The organism is Peribacillus sedimenti, from assembly GCF_046237635.1.
Classification (GTDB): Bacteria; Bacillota; Bacilli; order Bacillales; family DSM-1321; genus Peribacillus; species Peribacillus sedimenti.
Genome location: NZ_CP143547.1, coordinates 4,422,674 through 4,439,334, shown reverse-complemented (window position 1 = coordinate 4,439,334; position 16,661 = coordinate 4,422,674). Strand labels below are relative to the sequence as shown.

Here is a 16,661-nt window from a genome sequence, read left to right as displayed (position 1 = left end):
AGTAGAACAGATCATTTTTCACGGACATCGGGTTTTAGGGGGATATTTAATGGAACAACTTATGAGAGATTTTTTTCTTTTTCTATCAAAGAATAAAAGCCTGACTAAACTGGCAAAAAAATATGGACTTCGTTTTGGTGCGTCCCGATTTGTGGCAGGTGAGACTATTGACCTTGCAGTTGCAAAAATCAGGGAATTAAATAAAAATGGGCTGTCTGTGACGATCGATTATCTAGGTGAATTTGTAGATAATGAAAAAGAAGCCAATGAAATGGCGGATAATTCGATTGTAGCGATCGAGGCTATTGGTAAGCATAAATTGAACTCACAGCTGTCGCTGAAAATGACCTCTATGGGAATGGATATTTCTGATGCTGTGGTTATGAGAAATATGACAAGAATACTGGATGCTGCGAAGCAACACAATGTTTTTGTGACTATTGATATGGAAGACTATTCCCGTTGCCAGAAGACGATCGATATTTTTAAAAAACTGCGAGAAGATTATGATAATGTGGGCACCGTAATCCAGGCTTACCTATACCGTACTGAAAAGGATATAGACGATTTAAACAGTCTGCATCCGAATCTCCGTCTGGTGAAGGGAGCTTATAAAGAATCTCCTGAAGTTGCGTTTCCGGAGAAGAAGGATGTGGATGACAATTACAAAAAAATTATCAAAACGCATTTATTGAATGGAAATTATACGGCAATCGCATCCCATGATGAAGCGATTATTGAATATACGAAACAAATTGTGAAGGAGCATAACATACCGAATGACCAGTTTGAATTCCAGATGCTTTACGGAATCCGGAATGAAAGACAGTTAGAACTGGTGAAGGAAGGATATAAAATGAGGGTGTATGTCCCCTATGGAACGGACTGGTACGGCTATTTCATGCGCAGGCTTGCCGAAAGGCCTGCTAATGTTGCCTTTGTGTTAAAAGGCATGTTTAAAAAATAGGATATTTATGAACAACCATTAGGATGAGGTGATTTTACCCATCCTTTTTGTTTGCCGAAAAACTTTCGATGAAAATATGTGTTTTTTTAAGTATTTGCAATTGCGCAATTTTCTAAAATATCTTATATTATAAGTAATCACAAACTGAATGAGCATTCATTCAATACAATCAGGTAAGGGGGATAAGAACTTGGTTCGACAAATACGAAAGGCTGCTGTTCTGGGGTCAGGAGTTATGGGATCAGGGATTGCTGCACACCTTGCAAACATCGGCATTCCAACTTTATTATTAGATATTGTGCCTCGCGAGCTATCCGAGGATGAGAAGAAAAAGGGACTAACACTTGAAGATAAAATTGTGAGAAACCGAATCAGCCAAACGGCGATCCATAAGCTTTTAAAACAAAAGCCGGCTCCGCTGACAGCCAAAAAGAATCTGGCTCTTATCGAAGCGGGAAACCTGGAGGACGACCTTAAAAGACTCGGAGAAGTAGATTGGGTGATTGAGGTTGTCGTAGAAAATCTTGCAGTGAAAAAACAGGTATTTGAAAAGGTAGACCAGTATCGTAAACCGGGCAGCATCATCAGCTCCAATACATCGGGTATTTCCATTGAAGCCATGGCTGAAGGGCGTTCAGAGGATTTCCAAAGAAATTTCCTTGGAACTCACTTTTTCAACCCGCCCCGCTATTTAAAGCTGTTAGAAATAATCCCGACGAAACATACAGCTCCTGAAGTCCTTTCGTTCATGAAAGTATTTGGCGAGGATGTGCTTGGTAAAGGAGTCGTCGAAGCAAAGGATACTCCAAACTTCATTGCAAACCGGATTGGTACTTACGGTCTTCTTGTGACTGTACGGGAAATGCTTACAGCAGAATATAGTGTCGGTGAAGTAGATTCAGTCACAGGCCCGTTAATTGGAAGAGCCAAAAGTGCCACTTTCCGGACCTTGGATGTGGTGGGGCTCGATACTTTCGCTCACGTTGCAAGAAACGTGTATGAACAAGTAGAAGGTGAAGAGAAGGAAGTATTTGAGATTCCGGAATTCCTTAACAAAATGATTCAGAACGGGTGGCTTGGAAGCAAATCTGGTCAGGGATTCTTCCTTAAAAAGGGTAAAGAGATACTGGAGCTGAATCCGGTTACTCTTGAATACCAGGAACGTAAAAAGCTAAAAACTCCTTCAATGGAAGCTGCCAAGCAGCAAAAGGGTTTAGCGAACAAAATGAAAGCGCTTGTATACAGCGATGACCGTGCGGGTCAGCTGCTATGGAGCATCCTTAGTCCTGTGCTTGTATATTCTGCTGATCTTGTAGGAGAAATTGCTGATGACATAGTAGCGATTGACCAGGCTATGAAGTGGGGATTCGGCTGGTCATCGGGCCCGTTTGAAACATGGGATGCGATTGGGTTGGAAAAATCGGTATCCCGTATGGAAGCTGAAGGCCTGAAGGTGCCAGACTGGATCAAGAATATGATAGCCAACGGATTTACATCTTTCTACCAGGCATCAGAAGAAGGCAGTGTCTCCTACTTTGTGAATGGGGAGTATCGTGAGCTTGTAGAAAATCCCAAGGTGATCAATCTGGCAAGATTGAAAAAACAAGGAAAAGTAATCAAGAAAAACAGCGGTGCGTCATTGATTGACATTGGGGATGGCGTAGCATTGCTGGAGTTTACATCTCAAAACAATGCAATTGGCCTTGATATTGTCCAGATGATCAATTTTGCGGTTGAGGAAGTGGAAGCTAATTATAAGGGACTTGTAATCGGAAACCAGGGCAAAAATTTCTGTGTCGGTGCAAATCTGGCAATGATGCTTATGGAAGCCCAGGATGACAATTTCTTTGAATTGGATATGGTGGTGCGCCACTTCCAGCAGGCTATGCTGAAAATTAAATACAGCAATAAGCCGGTTGTAGCCGCTCCATTTAACATGGCCCTTGGAGGGGGAGCTGAAGTTTGTCTTCCTGCAGCCCGTATCCAGGCGTCCAGTGAGACTTATATGGGGCTGGTAGAGGTCGGAGTCGGTCTGATTCCAGGAGGAGGCGGAAACAAAGAGCTTTATATCAAAAATTTAAAGAGCATGCCGCAAGGAATTGATTTTGACCTCCAAAAGGTTGCGAATAAGGTGTTTGAATCCATAGCTACAGCCAAGGTTTCTACCTCGGCGGAAGAAGCACGAGAAAACAATTTCTTGAACTTTGCAGACGGAATATCCGTTAATTCTGACCATTTATTATATGATGCGAAACAAGCCGTTCTTTCACTATTTGAGCAAGGATATACAGCGCCTGTGCGGGCTAAGATCCCGGTAGTGGGTGAACCTGGTTATGCAGCCCTATTATTGGGTGCAGAATCTATGAGGCTGACAGGCTATATTTCAGACCATGATATGTATATTGCGAGAAAACTAGCTTATGTCATTGCCGGAGGAAAGGTTCCTTATGGTACCGAAGTAGACGAACAGTATTTGCTGGATTTGGAAAGAGAAGCATTCCTGGACCTTGTGGCAAAGCCGAAAACCCAACAAAGAATGCAGCATATGCTGGTAAAAGGTAAACCGCTTCGCAACTAACAGGAAAAGTAGTTTCATTGTAACTCCAGATGTCAGGCCTTGCATCTATCCTGGCAAGGCCTGCCTTGGAACAAAGGTAACTATTTTAAGTGAAACTTACAGCAGTGTATTAGACGCTGAAACAGTTGCAGGGAAAGAGGATTTGTATGATCCAGTGCAATTGATCCGAAAAATTTTGTAAGGGGGATCTCCATGAGAGAAGCGGTTATCGTTGCCGGAGCGAGGACTCCGGTTGGCAAAGCAAAAAAGGGCTCTCTTGCTACTGTGCGCCCAGACGATTTAGGTGCCCTGGCTGTTAAAGAGACTTTAAAGCGTGCCGGCAATTATGAAGGAAATATTGACGATTTGATAATAGGGTGTGCTATGCCGGAAGCAGAGCAAGGGCTTAACATGGCCAGAAACATCGGAGCACTCGCCGGGCTGCCGTATAACGTCCCTGCTATTACTATCAATCGTTACTGCTCCAGCGGATTACAAAGCATTGCCTACGGGGCAGAACGAATCATGCTGGGCCAAAGCGATACGATCATCGCTGGCGGGGCTGAGTCCATGAGCATGGTGCCGATGATGGGACATGTAACCCGTCCGAACTCAAAGCTTGCTGAAACGGCTCCTGAATATTATATGGGGATGGGGCATACCGCCGAGGAAGTGGCAAAGAAATATGGCATAACCCGGGAAGATCAGGATGCTTTTGCTGTACGAAGCCATCAAAAAGCAGCCAAGGCTATCGCGGAAGGCAAGTTTACAGATGAAATCGTACCTGTGGATGTAACAGTTCGCTCAGTAGGGGCTGACCATAAATTAAAAGAGAAGACATTCCAGTTCACACAGGATGAAGGAGTGAGGGAAGGGACCACAGCCGAAGTGCTGGCAAAGCTAAGGCCTGCATTCTCTGTTACGGGCTCTGTCACCGCAGGAAATGCATCACAAACAAGCGACGGAGCAGCCGCTGTCATGATCATGGACAGCGAAAAAGCTTCCTCCCTCGGCTTGCAGCCAATGGGTAGATTCCGTTCGTTCGCAGTTGCCGGAGTGCCGCCAGAAATCATGGGAATTGGGCCGGTGGCTGCCATTCCAAAAGCGCTTAAATTGGCAGGCCTTGAGCTATCCGATATTGGCTTATTCGAACTCAATGAAGCATTTGCTTCCCAATCAATCCAGATTATCCGTGAGCTTGGATTAAACGAGGATATTGTGAATGTAAACGGGGGAGCTATTGCACTGGGGCATCCGCTTGGATGTACAGGAGCCAAATTGACGCTTAGCCTGCTTCATGAAATGAAACGCCGAAATACTCAGTTCGGAGTAGTGACCATGTGTATTGGAGGCGGCATGGGTGCTGCTGGAGTGTTTGAACTGCTTGCATAAATGAAGGGTTCACCTTCTCCAAAAGGGAAATCATTACCTGAGCCATCTTGCCCCGCCTAAACGGGAGGGGCCCACTTTGAAAAAATCAGGAGGTACATTGACTATGACAAACCAAACTGAAAAATTAGTAAAGGGCGGAAGCTTTTTAATTGATGATATTTCTTATGAAAATGTGTTTACACCAGAGGACTATTCTGATGAACAAAAAATGATTGCCAAGACATCTGAGGATTTTGTTGTCAACGAGGTCCTTCCACAGGTAGAGCACTTGGAGAATCATGAATTTGAGCGGTCAGTAAAGCTTTTAAAGCAAGCTGGAGAACTTGGCCTTCTTGGTGCCGATGTACCTGAAGAGTATGGAGGTTTGGGCCTTGATAAAATCAGTTCTGCTTTAATTTCAGAAAAATTTGCACGTGCAGGCGGCTTTTCCATCACTCACGGGGCACATGTCGGTATCGGTTCACTGCCGATTGTTTTGTTCGGGAACGAGCAGCAAAAGCAAAAGTATCTTCCTTTGCTTGCAACTGGTGAGAAAATTGCTGCCTACGCACTTACAGAGCCAAGCTCCGGTTCAGATGCTCTTGGCGCCAAAACAACTGCCAAACTGAATGCAGAAGGCACACATTACCTACTGAACGGAGAAAAGCAATGGATCACTAATGCAGGCTTTGCTGATGTATTCGTTGTATATGCCAAGATTGACGGCGAAAAATTCTCCGCTTTTATCGTAGAACGTGAATACCCTGGAGTATCTACAGGTGCAGAAGAAAAGAAGATGGGAATCAAAAGTTCATCCACACGTACCTTAATCCTGGAAGATGCTCAAGTTCCTGTAGAAAACCTTCTTGGCGAAGCCGGAAAAGGGCATGTCATTGCATTTAACATATTGAATATCGGACGTTACAAGCTTGGGGTTGGGGCTGTCGGCGGAGCCAAACGTGCTTTTGAATTAGCCGCTGCCTATACAAATCAACGCCAGCAATTCAAAACACCGCTATCTTCCTTTAACCTTACAAAAGAAAAGCTGGCGACAATGGCTTCCAAAATTTATGCAGCTGAAAGCTCTGTTTACCGTACCGTAGGGCTTTTTGAAGAACGTATGGGCACATTATCAGAAGAAGAAGTGAAGGATGGAAAAGAAGTGGCAAAGGCGATCGCAGAATATGCGATTGAATGCTCACTAAACAAGTTCTTTGCTTCTGAAGTACTTGATTATGTAGTCGATGAAGGCGTACAGCTTCACGGCGGTTATGGATTTATGCAGGAATATGAAATCGAAAGGGCATACCGCGACTCCCGCATCAATCGAATCTTTGAAGGAACCAACGAAATCAACCGTCTGCTAGTTCCAGGCACATTCTTAAAGAAGGCGCTAAAGGGCGAGCTTCCATTGCTTCAAAAGGCACAGAGCCTTCAAGAGGAATTGATGATGATGATGCCTGAAGAGCCAGGTGATGAGCCGTTGGCACAAGAAAAGCAATTAGTTTCCAACGCCAAGAAAATCGGGCTTTTGGCAGCTGGCCTAGCCGCACAGAAATATGGCACAAAGCTTGAGCAGGAACAGGAGATTCTGGTAAACATTGCTGATATTGTTTCTTTTGCCTACGCAATGGAATCTGTAGTACTTCGTACAGAAAAGGCGATTGCTGCAACTGGACTTGAAAAGAATCAGCAAAAGGTTCTTTATACTGAAATTTTCTGCCAGGAAGCATTCAATGCAATCGAGCAGCATGCAAAGGAAACATTGATTGCTACGGAGACTGGCGATACACTTCGCATTATGCTGTCTGCGCTTCGTAAACTGACAAGACATAATCCGATCAATGTCATCGCTAAAAAGCGTGAAGCGTCTGTTAAACTGATTGAAGCTGAAAGACTAGTATTATAATTCAATTCCGGCTTTGCTGACGGGAATATCCTGCTGTTAGGTATTCCCGTTTTTATTTTTTTCTGACTTTTCTTTATTACAATGCTATACTTTCCATATAGTTTCATCTTTTTCTCTTTATTTATGTACCATTTTTATGCCATAATATCCCGGAGAGCGCTTGCTCGAACTTTGTATTGTAAATCCAAAACGGGTATTCTAACAATAGGTGGTGACGAATTTGGCCATAACATTTTACTGGTATCCAAAATGCGGTACTTGCCGGAATGCCAAGAAGTGGCTGGATAACCAGAATCTATCATACAATGAGATAAACATTGCCGAAAATCCTCCGTCAAAAGCTGAGCTTCTTGAGCTTTATCGCAATAGCGGGCTGGAGCTGAAAAAGTTTTTCAACACAAGTGGAATGAAGTACCGGGAACTCGGATTAAAGGAAAAGCTAAAGTCCGCTGCTGAGGACGAGATGCTTGATATCCTTGCGTCAGATGGAATGCTGATTAAAAGACCGATTGCAACCGACGGAAATAACGTAACAGTGGGCTTCAAGGAAGATGAGTACCTGAAAACCTGGCTTTAATTTCATAATGTAGATATGTATTTTTTCAATAGATGCTTTTTAATTACATACAATGGAGGGATTTGTTATGGCAGTACCAAAGGAGCTTTTGTATTCAAAAGAACATGAATGGGTAAAAACCGAAGGAGACACGTTCCGCGTAGGGATTACGCATTTTGCACAATCTGAGCTTGGGGACATCGTATTTGTTGAGCTTCCGGAAGTCGGCGATGAATTAACGGTCGACCAGCCTTTTGGCAGTGTGGAATCCGTTAAAACTGTGTCTGAGCTTTATGCACCCATAAGCGGAAAAGTTGTGGAAGTAAATCAAGACCTGAATGATAATCCTGAATTTGTGAATGAGTCTCCATATGAAAAAGCGTGGATGATTGTCATACAGCCATCCGATAAGGATCAATTGGACAAATTAATGAACGCAGAACAATATCAGCAAATGATCAACGAAGAATGATCTGGTAGGGAAGGCAGCTGCCTTCTCTATTTTTTCTTTCAACAAAATGGCATTCCGGTTTCTTGAATCACTATAACGGGAAAGTAGAAAACTAAAACACAGGTTTTTTTAAGTTGAACATCTGTGGCCGAAAGTAAGAATTCGAAATGACAGGTGATGACAATGGAAGATTATTCGTTGGATAAAGTTATCATTGTTGAGGGGACTTCTGATAAACGGAAAGTAAACAGTGTATTGAGAGAGCCTATACAGGTTATTTGTACAAACGGCACCATTTCCCTTTCCAGGCTGGATGAGCTTGTCGATGAACTGTTCAATAAGGAAGTCTACATCCTGGTTGACGCAGATGATTCAGGAGAAAAGCTTCGAAAACAATTTAAAAGGGAGCTGCCAGAGGCTATCCATCTCTACATTGATAGGATGTATCGTGAGGTAGCGACAGCTCCCGCTAATCACATCGCAACCGTGCTTCTAGGTGCGAATATAGATGTAAACATGGAATTTGTTGAACAAAGGATGATTTAGTCACTATGCAGGAATGGCAGGAACATGAATTAAACGCAGCCATACAATCAAAAGGTAATTTTTGCGTATTTTTATATACGCCGATGTGCGGAACATGCCAGCTAGCATCCCGTATTTTATCCATATCCCTTGAATTATATCCAGTTGTTACATGCGGGAAAATGAATCTGAATTTTTTAAGGCACTTCCCCCGGCAATATGAAATCGAAAGCGTACCATGTCTGTTGGTTTTTAAAAATGGAAATCTGCAAAATAAAATATATGCGTTTCATTCTGTTCCGTATATTTGCGACATACTTAAGCATGTAAGCAGATGATGTTCTCATCGAAGATGGCCTGTGCCCTGCATATGCCATCTTTTTAATTGTGACGAAAGGATATATTTATTTAACTAGCCTTCTTTTAGGGAATGATCTCGTCCATTGCGTGAAGCTGTGGAGTTATATGCATAGGTGTTTTTTATAGTGAACGATATTTAAAATAACCAACGAGGTCGTTCCACCTCAACCCCCGCCGAAATTTCCTTACTGCAAAGACCTTCGGGCATCCAGCCCATATAAGCAAAAGTGGATTGAATGTTCACTATATTAAAAATTTTATAGTGAAAGCCACGGATTTCCCTTATAATGTTTAGGGTAACGAAATATCAGAGGGGCGACATATGAATATGCTTCAAGATTCTATTACCCGTTTTACATCCTATAACAGAAATATCAAATTGTTGATACTAGGCAATATATTTATTCAAATCGGACTGGGAATCACGTCCATCATTTACAACTTCTATATCCGCACGCTGGGATTTGAGGAAGCTGTTAACGGTCATGTCATTTCATTAGCATCCCTGGCCACAGCTCTATTTCTAATTCCGGCAGGATTGATGGGTGACCATAAAGGAAGGAAAAAAGTATTGTTGGCAGGCTTGATTGCATCGGGGATTTTTATGCTCTTCCGGTCTGTGTTTGAATCAGAATCTTTACTGTTGACGCTTGCCTTCCTAATGGGAGCTTCCACCGCGTTTTTTCAGGTGTCCGTGATTCCGCTTCTGGCTGAAAACTCCAGTGTTGAAGAGAGGGTGCATTTATTTAGTTTTCATTTCGCCGTAACCACTGCCGCAAATGTAGTCGGGAATTTAATTGGAGGCTCTTTGACAGACGGCCTTTCACTTTTTCTGTCAGACTTGCACGCAATACGTATTTCGTTAATCATCGGTGTTATTATATTTGTTGCAGGATCTATCCCGCTTTTCAAAATTACCGAACAGAAGAGGCAGGTTCACCAGAAAAATAGCGGCCGGATGACCAAAGCAACAATAGATAGGGACAGCATCCGTATCATCGTTATTTTCTTTATCTCCCAATTATTTATTGGAACGGGATCAGGATTGGTTATCCCTTACCTGAATTTGTATTTTGCAGATCGCTTCTTAGCATCCAATTCGGTAATTGGAGTGATCTTAGCGATCGGGCAGGCTGCCACTGCCGTTGCGATGTTCGTTGGGCCTGCTTTTGTTAAGAGATTCGGTGAAGTGAAGGCTGTTATGATCCTCCAGCTCCTTTCCCTTCCGTTTTTATTGCTCACTGCCTATACGGAAAGCTTATGGATTGCTGGTATCGCTTTTCTATTCAGGCAGGCACTCATGAACGCTGGAAACCCGATTCAGATGTCCCTGATGATGTCGCTTGTAGAAGACCGTTATAAAGGCTTGGCGAATTCGATCAATCAAATGGCTTTTAATTTTGGCTGGGCATTCATGGGACCTGTATCTGCATCGTTGGTGATGAATTTTGGGGATTATTGGGGGTATGCTGCTGTCTTTACAATCACTGCATTCATCTATTTATTAGGAACCCTGTACTTTTATTTTATTTTAAAATCCTTTAAAAGAAGCGGTCAAACAGGGGAGGCGCCCGCAGCAGCATGATGCGGAAACAGCAAGGCTAGTTTAGTCAGCTGAAATTTTCTATCACAAAGTATACATTTGAATAAAAGTTTGAATTTTTCGAACAATTTGTTGACGTTATATTTTCTTCATGTTATATTTCCTTGTAAGCGAATTAATCGAATAAAGCATTCTTATCAAGAGAGGCGGAGGGACTGGCCCGAAGATGCCCGGCAACCGGTATGTAAATACACGGTGCTAATTCCAGCGGAGTATTTTGCTCTGAAAGATAAGGAGAGATACAGCCTCTTCTTAGGAAGGGGTTTTTTTGTTTCTATCTCAAGTCATTCTTCCTAGTTGAGACCGGAAAATCTTATGAAAAGGAGTGTTTTTGATGGCAGAAGAACAAAAAGGTTACAGATTTGAAACATTAAGCGTACATGGCGGACTGCAGGCGGATCCAGTTACAGGTGCACGTGCACTTCCGATTTATCCAAGTAATGCATTTTTGTTTAAAGATACTGAGCATGCCGCCAATCTATTCGGTTTAAAGGAAGAGGGATACATATATACAAGGATTCACAATCCAACAGTAACTGTTTTTGAAGAAAGAGTGGCACTATTGGAGGGCGGAATTGGGGCACTCGCAGTTTCCAGCGGTATGGCTGCGATTACGCTTGCCATCTTGAACCTTGCCTCAGCAGGCGATGAAATTGTCTCGGCATCCACGTTATACGGAGGAACCTATAATTTATTTGCGAATACATTGCCCAGATACGGAATAAAGGTCCATTTTGTGGACGCAGCCGATCCGGAAAACTTCCGCAGGGCCATTACACCTAAGACGAAAGCGATTTTCGGGGAAACTATCGGAAATCCGAGCCTGCAGGTACTGGATATAGAAACAGTAGCCTCCATTGCCCACGACGCAGGAATTCCATTAATAGTAGATAATACATTTGCAACGCCATATCTTTGCAGGCCGATAGACTTCGGTGCGGATATCATCGTTCACTCCGCCACTAAATGGCTGCTGGGGAACGGCACGACACTAGGAGGAATTATAGTAGATGCCGGAAAGTTCGATTGGAATTCTCCCAAGTTTCCTTCGTTTATAGAGCCTGATCCTAGCTATGATAATCTTGTATACAGTGAGGCTCTTGGATCGGCAGCTTATATCGCAAAAGCCCGTGTGCAGCTTTTGAGAGATTTGGGTCCGTCATTAAGCCCGCATAGCGCGTTCCAGTTTACACTGGGTTTGGAGACATTGCATGTAAGAATGAAAGAGCATATTGCCAATACCAAAAAAGTGGTCGAGTACTTGGAAGCTCACCCGGCTGTGAATTGGATTTCTTATCCGGGAAATGCAGATCATCCTGATAAGGGATTAGCAGACAAATACTTGCCGAAGGGTGCAGGAGCGGTGGTCACATTTGGAATATCAGGCGGCAGGGAAGCGGGTGCCAAATTGATAAATGCAGTCAAGCTGTGGTCACATGTTGCGAACGTCGGAGATGCTAAAAGCCTGATTATTCATCCTGCAAGCACCACTCACCAGCAGCTAGGGGCAGAAGATTTAGCAAAGTCAGGGGTTACTGAAGAATTAGTGCGTCTGTCAGTTGGAATAGAGAATGTGGAGGATTTGATCGATGATTTGGAGCAGGCAATTGAAAATGCGTCCGGAAAGGTATCGATAGCAGGAGTAAAAGTACGCTAAAGCCGAAAAGTCGGGAATAATTGGACATTAATTTTATTCATTGACACTCCTTCTTTTCCCATGATACAATCACTTTCGTGATAGAAAATGAGCTTTTTGAACTAAACATTAATTAATTATTTTTAAATATAAATATTTGCTCTTATCGAGAGAGGTGGAGGGATGTGCCCTATGAAGCCCGGCAACCGGCAAGGTAAACCTTGAAAAGGTGCCAATTCACACAAAGCGCAGCTTTGGAAGATGAGAGAAAGGCCTGCTGAATCAACATATAATGCCTTTCTGCTCTCGCAGAAAGGCATTTTTATTTAGTAGATTAGGAAGTCCGGTACATAGAGATCTTCCTGGAGAATAAAGTGATACCCTGCTCGTGTGTATCATTTTATTCCGAAAAATGGTTAGTTAAAAACAAGGCAAGGGTACAGATTTAATTATAAAACTCAGTGAAAACATTAATAAACTAACTTGGTTTTATAAATATTAAAAAGAGAAATCCTCCTTGCTGGAATGCTAAGTTCATAGGTCTCATTGGGAAAAGAGAGGTGAGTGACAATGATAACTCTTTCAAAGATCAGCAAAATATTCCGGTCGGGAGCTGCCCGCGGTGAAGAAATCACTGCAGTAAAAGATGTCAATCTGGAAATCAATCAGGGCGAGATTTTCGGTATCATCGGATACAGCGGCGCGGGAAAAAGTACGCTGATCCGTATGCTGAATGGCCTGGAGACACCGACAGAGGGGACAGTGATGGTTGCCGGGAAAGAGATTTCTAAAATTAAGGGTCCCAGCCTCAGAAAGGCCCGCCAGGAAATCAGCATGATTTTTCAACATTTTAATATCCTCTGGTCCAGGACAGTGCATGAAAATATTGCCTTTCCATTGGAAATAGCCGGTGTTCCAAAGAAAGAGCGAGATGCGAGAGTGAAAGAACTTATATCCCTTGTCGGGCTCGAAGGACGGAGCAATGCATACCCATCCCAGCTCAGCGGGGGGCAAAAACAAAGAGTAGGGATTGCCAGGGCTCTGGCCAATAATCCTAAGGTTCTTCTTTGTGATGAAGCAACATCAGCTTTGGACCCGCAGACAACGGACTCAATATTGGAACTGCTTGTTGATATAAATAAGCGTCTAGGTTTGACCATTGTTTTGATCACTCACGAAATGCATGTTATTCGTAAAATATGCCATCGTGTTGCCGTTATGGAAAACGGAAGGATTGTTGAACTTGGGCCTGTCCTGGATGTATTCCGCAATCCGAAGGCGCCGATCACAAAACGATTCGTTCAGCAGGTCACAGAACCGGAAGAAACAAAGGAAACAATTGAGCACCTGCTGCATCAATATCCGGAAGGCAAGGTAGTTCAACTGACCTTTGTCGGGGATAGTGCGGAAAATCCGCTGATTACCAAGTTGGTCCGCAACTATAACCTGGAAGTGAACATTGTCCAGGGGAAAATTTCTAAAACCCAAAATGGTTCTTATGGTACTTTATTTGTGCACATAAACGGCAGTGAGGAAGAAATAGTCCGCGCGATTGAATTCATCAAGCAGCAAGAGGTAGGCGTGGAGGTGATGTCACATGATTAGTGAACTATTTCCCAATGTCGTCTGGCCGGATCTTTGGGAGGCTACACGCCAAACTTTATATATGAGCGGGGTTTCGCTCATTGCCACCTTCTTTCTTGGCATCTTATTAGGCTTATTGCTTTTCCTGACTTCCAAAGGGCAGTTGTGGGAAAATAGAATGATCAATGTCGTGATTTCGGCGTTTGTAAATATCTTTAGATCAATTCCCTTCATTATCCTAATCATCCTGCTCATACCGTTCACTAAGGCGATTGTGGGAACAATGCTTGGACCAAGCGCTGCATTGCCGGCATTGATTATCGGGGCTGCCCCGTTCTATGCAAGATTGGTTGAAATTGGGCTGCGTGAGGTTGATAAAGGAGTAATAGAGGCGGCAAAGTCCATGGGGGCAAAAACCAGCACGCTTATTTTTAAGGTTCTGCTGCCGGAGTCAATGCCTGCCCTGGTCTCAGGTATTACCGTTACGGCGATAGCATTGGTAGGCTTTACCGCGATGGCGGGTGCCATCAGTGCCGGGGGATTGGGCAACCTGGCGTACCTGCAGGGGTTCCAGAGAAGCAATAATGATGTAACCTTACTGGCTACAGTATTGATTTTGGTCATTGTATTCATTATTCAGTTCATAGGTGATATTATCACTTCAAAAATAGATAAACGATAATATGAATTTTATAATAGTGGGAGGAAAAGAAATGAAAAAGTGGTTATCAGCAATTGCAGCTTCTGCAGCGTTAGTGTTATCTTTGACAGCATGTGGAGCAGACGGCGACAAAGGGTCTTCCGGATCCGATTCAGAGGATAAGAAAATTGTAGTGGGAGCTTCAAATATTCCGCACGCAAAGATTCTGGAAAAGGCAAAGCCTATTCTTAAAGAAAAGGGCGTAGATCTTGAAATCAAAGTTTTCCAAGATTATATTTTACCGAACAAAGCGCTTAATGATAAAGAAATCGATGCAAACTACTTCCAGCACATCCCTTACATGGAGTTGCAGATGAAGGAAGAAGGCTACAAATTTGTTAACGCTGGCGGCGTGCATATCGAGCCAATCGGAATCTATTCCAAGAAGTACAAGAGCCTTGAGGAGCTTCCAAAGGGTGCTACCATCATCATGAGGGATTCCGTTGCCGACCATGGCCGTATTCTGGCTATGCTTCAGGAAAAAGGGCTGCTTAAACTGAAAGATGGTGTGGATAAAACTAAAGCGACAATCAATGACATTATTGAAAACCCTAAAAACCTGAAATTCAAGGCTGATGTAGAAGCTGGCCTATTGCCGCAGGTGTTCAAAAACAATGAAGGCGATGCAGTTGTTATTAATGCAAACTACGCTTTAGATGCTGGGTTAGATCCGGTTAAAGATCCAATTGCTGTAGAATCTCCAAAGAATAATCCATATGTAAACATCATCACTGTAAACAAAGGTGACGAGGACCGCAAGGAAATCAAGACTTTGGTCGAAGTACTCCAATCTAAAGAAATTCAAGACTTCATTAAAAATGAGTACAAAGGTGCTGTAATTCCTGCAGCTGAATAATAACGACAAGGGCGGCTCGATGAAGAGCTGCCTCTTTTTTATGAACAATCACTTGCTTTCTGAGGGCGATCCCCAAGAAAATCGGACGGCACTTTCAGTCGCATACCAGCATAGACAGACTGCGAGGAGGCAGTTCCTAAAGCAATACAGAGATATGGCCCTAGCGGCTAGCACCAGTAAAGAACGGAACACGCTATTATTTCAAAGCAAGAATACTGAAAAACAATTGCCGGGCCTGCATGTTCCCGTACTTTGCTTTGGGACTCACCGAGCTTTCTCATTTCTGTATAGTAGTATGTGCAATGTCCATACTATAGACGACAAAGAAAGAGGAGTGATAACCATGATTGAAGATCCGATGAATCCATCAGAAGCGGTAATTATGGATTATAAAGAAGGCCTTGGTGTTTTCATGGAAAAAATGCCGAGTCTGGCCCAGCATTATAATGCATTTACCGAAGCTTGCTTTGAAGAAGGCGTACTGTCCCAAAAAGAGAAGCAGTTGATTGCCCTTGGAATAAGTATGAACTTACAGGATGAGTATTGTATCGTATACCATGTGAAGGGCTGCCTGGACCATGGAGCCGCGCCAGAAGAAATTTATGATGCAATCGGAGTGGCAGCCGCATTCGGAGGCGGTCCTGTTATGAGCATGGCTGTTACACTCGTTCAGGATGCAATCGAGGACCTTCGGCAGAAACATTGATGGAATAGCCCTGTCCCCTGCGACAGGGCTATTCCATTTACCAAGAATGCTGCACCTTTCTTTTGGTGTATATTTCCTGTTTACAATGAATGGCAGAGGGAAAAGGTCAAAGGTATTGATTCTTAATACCAGAAAGGATTGGTTCATTATTAACCCTCTAGATTTAAACGTTACTAGTGAAATGGAAAAGGCGATGCAGCAAGCACACGGTGTAGGCTACAGTGAATATAGCAGGCGTCTGGACATACGCCTCCAGGTAGAGAAACGCCGCGAGAGAGAATATGAAAAATGTCATGCAATGGTGGATAATCTGAATAGAAGACTACATTTCTAAACATATATAGAAACGATATAAAAGGACAGACTTAAAGCATAACTATTGATTCAACAGCCAGATTGGCCCCTGTTAGAATTGCTTTGAGACTGGCCTTTTTTATATGTGCCTCGCAGATTTTAATGGAATTAAGATTCGGAAAATCGAGCAACATAAAAGATAGCGTATAAAAAATCATCGGCTGACAAGGAAGTCAGCTCAGAACGCGTCGTGAATACTGCCAGCTAAGTCCGCCACGTGGGGTAGATCAGCTACATCCTGTGGGCTTGGCAATGCTGAAGACTTACATCCTGTGGGCCTGGCAACGCTGGCAGACCTGACTTCCTGTATGGCCTGGGAATATAAATTCCCCCCGCATCTTACGGGCCTGCCAAATGCATATTATGTGTCTATAGATAACTCTGCGTTAATTAGTTGATTCCACTTTTCATTTGTTATAATATTGTAATGAGAATAAAATGAGAATGGTTGTAAAAATAATCATAGAGGAAAGAAGCTCTTTTTTTTTCCAACTATCAAAACAGGACTAGATCCACGGAGGTAAAA

General features: G+C 43.2%; 15 protein-coding genes and 2 riboswitches. All 15 genes read left to right on the top strand.

Annotated features, from left to right (window positions below):
- The first annotated feature begins 49 nt into the window (after positions 1 to 49).
- Positions 50 to 967, top strand: coding sequence for a proline dehydrogenase family protein (locus V1500_RS21820; RefSeq protein WP_409302561.1), 918 nt, complete (start codon positions 50 to 52; stop codon positions 965 to 967).
- Between the two features lie 190 nt (positions 968 to 1,157).
- On the top strand, positions 1,158 to 3,545 hold the full coding sequence (locus V1500_RS21815) for a 3-hydroxyacyl-CoA dehydrogenase NAD-binding domain-containing protein (protein ID WP_409302559.1): 2,388 nt from the start codon (positions 1,158 to 1,160) through the stop codon (positions 3,543 to 3,545).
- Positions 3,546 to 3,737: 192 nt separating this feature from the next.
- The gene (locus V1500_RS21810) at positions 3,738 to 4,916 is read left to right on the top strand and encodes an acetyl-CoA C-acetyltransferase (RefSeq protein WP_409302557.1); all 1,179 of its coding nucleotides are present in this window, start codon (positions 3,738 to 3,740) and stop codon (positions 4,914 to 4,916) included.
- A 103-nt stretch (positions 4,917 to 5,019) separates the two neighbouring features.
- Complete coding sequence (locus V1500_RS21805) at positions 5,020 to 6,804, top strand: acyl-CoA dehydrogenase family protein (protein ID WP_409306080.1); 1,785 nt, start codon at positions 5,020 to 5,022, stop codon at positions 6,802 to 6,804.
- 220 nt (positions 6,805 to 7,024) lie between these two features.
- Complete coding sequence (locus tag V1500_RS21800) at positions 7,025 to 7,381, top strand: arsenate reductase family protein (protein WP_409302555.1); 357 nt, start codon at positions 7,025 to 7,027, stop codon at positions 7,379 to 7,381.
- Between the two features lie 67 nt (positions 7,382 to 7,448).
- A complete protein-coding gene (gene gcvH / locus V1500_RS21795; RefSeq protein WP_409302553.1) occupies positions 7,449 to 7,832 on the top strand; it encodes a glycine cleavage system protein GcvH in 384 nt (127 codons plus the stop codon).
- 162 nt (positions 7,833 to 7,994) lie between these two features.
- Positions 7,995 to 8,357, top strand: a complete 363-nt coding sequence (locus V1500_RS21790) for a toprim domain-containing protein (RefSeq protein WP_409302551.1) — start codon at positions 7,995 to 7,997, stop codon at positions 8,355 to 8,357.
- 5 nt (positions 8,358 to 8,362) lie between these two features.
- The gene (locus V1500_RS21785) at positions 8,363 to 8,674 is read left to right on the top strand and encodes a thioredoxin family protein (RefSeq protein ID WP_409302549.1); all 312 of its coding nucleotides are present in this window, start codon (positions 8,363 to 8,365) and stop codon (positions 8,672 to 8,674) included.
- Between the two features lie 344 nt (positions 8,675 to 9,018).
- Positions 9,019 to 10,281, top strand: a complete 1,263-nt coding sequence (locus V1500_RS21780) for an MFS transporter (protein WP_409302547.1) — start codon at positions 9,019 to 9,021, stop codon at positions 10,279 to 10,281.
- Positions 10,282 to 10,430: 149 nt separating this feature from the next.
- Positions 10,431 to 10,535: riboswitch (SAM riboswitch) on the top strand.
- Between the two features lie 98 nt (positions 10,536 to 10,633).
- Entirely contained in the window at positions 10,634 to 11,956 is a 1,323-nt protein-coding gene (locus V1500_RS21775; protein ID WP_409302545.1) for an O-acetylhomoserine aminocarboxypropyltransferase/cysteine synthase family protein, read from the top strand.
- Positions 11,957 to 12,095: 139 nt separating this feature from the next.
- Positions 12,096 to 12,203: riboswitch (SAM riboswitch) on the top strand.
- A gap of 302 nt (positions 12,204 to 12,505) precedes the next feature.
- Positions 12,506 to 13,540, top strand: a complete 1,035-nt coding sequence (locus tag V1500_RS21770) for a methionine ABC transporter ATP-binding protein (protein ID WP_409302543.1) — start codon at positions 12,506 to 12,508, stop codon at positions 13,538 to 13,540.
- Positions 13,533 to 14,201, top strand: coding sequence for a methionine ABC transporter permease (locus V1500_RS21765; RefSeq protein ID WP_409302541.1), 669 nt, complete (start codon positions 13,533 to 13,535; stop codon positions 14,199 to 14,201). Before V1500_RS21770 ends, V1500_RS21765 begins: the two co-directional genes overlap by 8 nt.
- A 31-nt stretch (positions 14,202 to 14,232) precedes the next feature.
- Positions 14,233 to 15,075, top strand: a complete 843-nt coding sequence (locus V1500_RS21760) for a MetQ/NlpA family ABC transporter substrate-binding protein (RefSeq protein ID WP_409302539.1) — start codon at positions 14,233 to 14,235, stop codon at positions 15,073 to 15,075.
- Between the two features lie 343 nt (positions 15,076 to 15,418).
- A complete protein-coding gene (locus V1500_RS21755; RefSeq protein WP_409302537.1) occupies positions 15,419 to 15,781 on the top strand; it encodes a carboxymuconolactone decarboxylase family protein in 363 nt (120 codons plus the stop codon).
- Between the two features lie 115 nt (positions 15,782 to 15,896).
- Positions 15,897 to 16,115 carry a hypothetical protein gene (locus V1500_RS21750; protein ID WP_409302535.1) on the top strand — a complete coding sequence of 73 codons (219 nt, stop codon included), beginning with the start codon at positions 15,897 to 15,899 and terminating at the stop codon, positions 16,113 to 16,115.
- Positions 16,116 to 16,661: the final 546 nt, after the last annotated feature.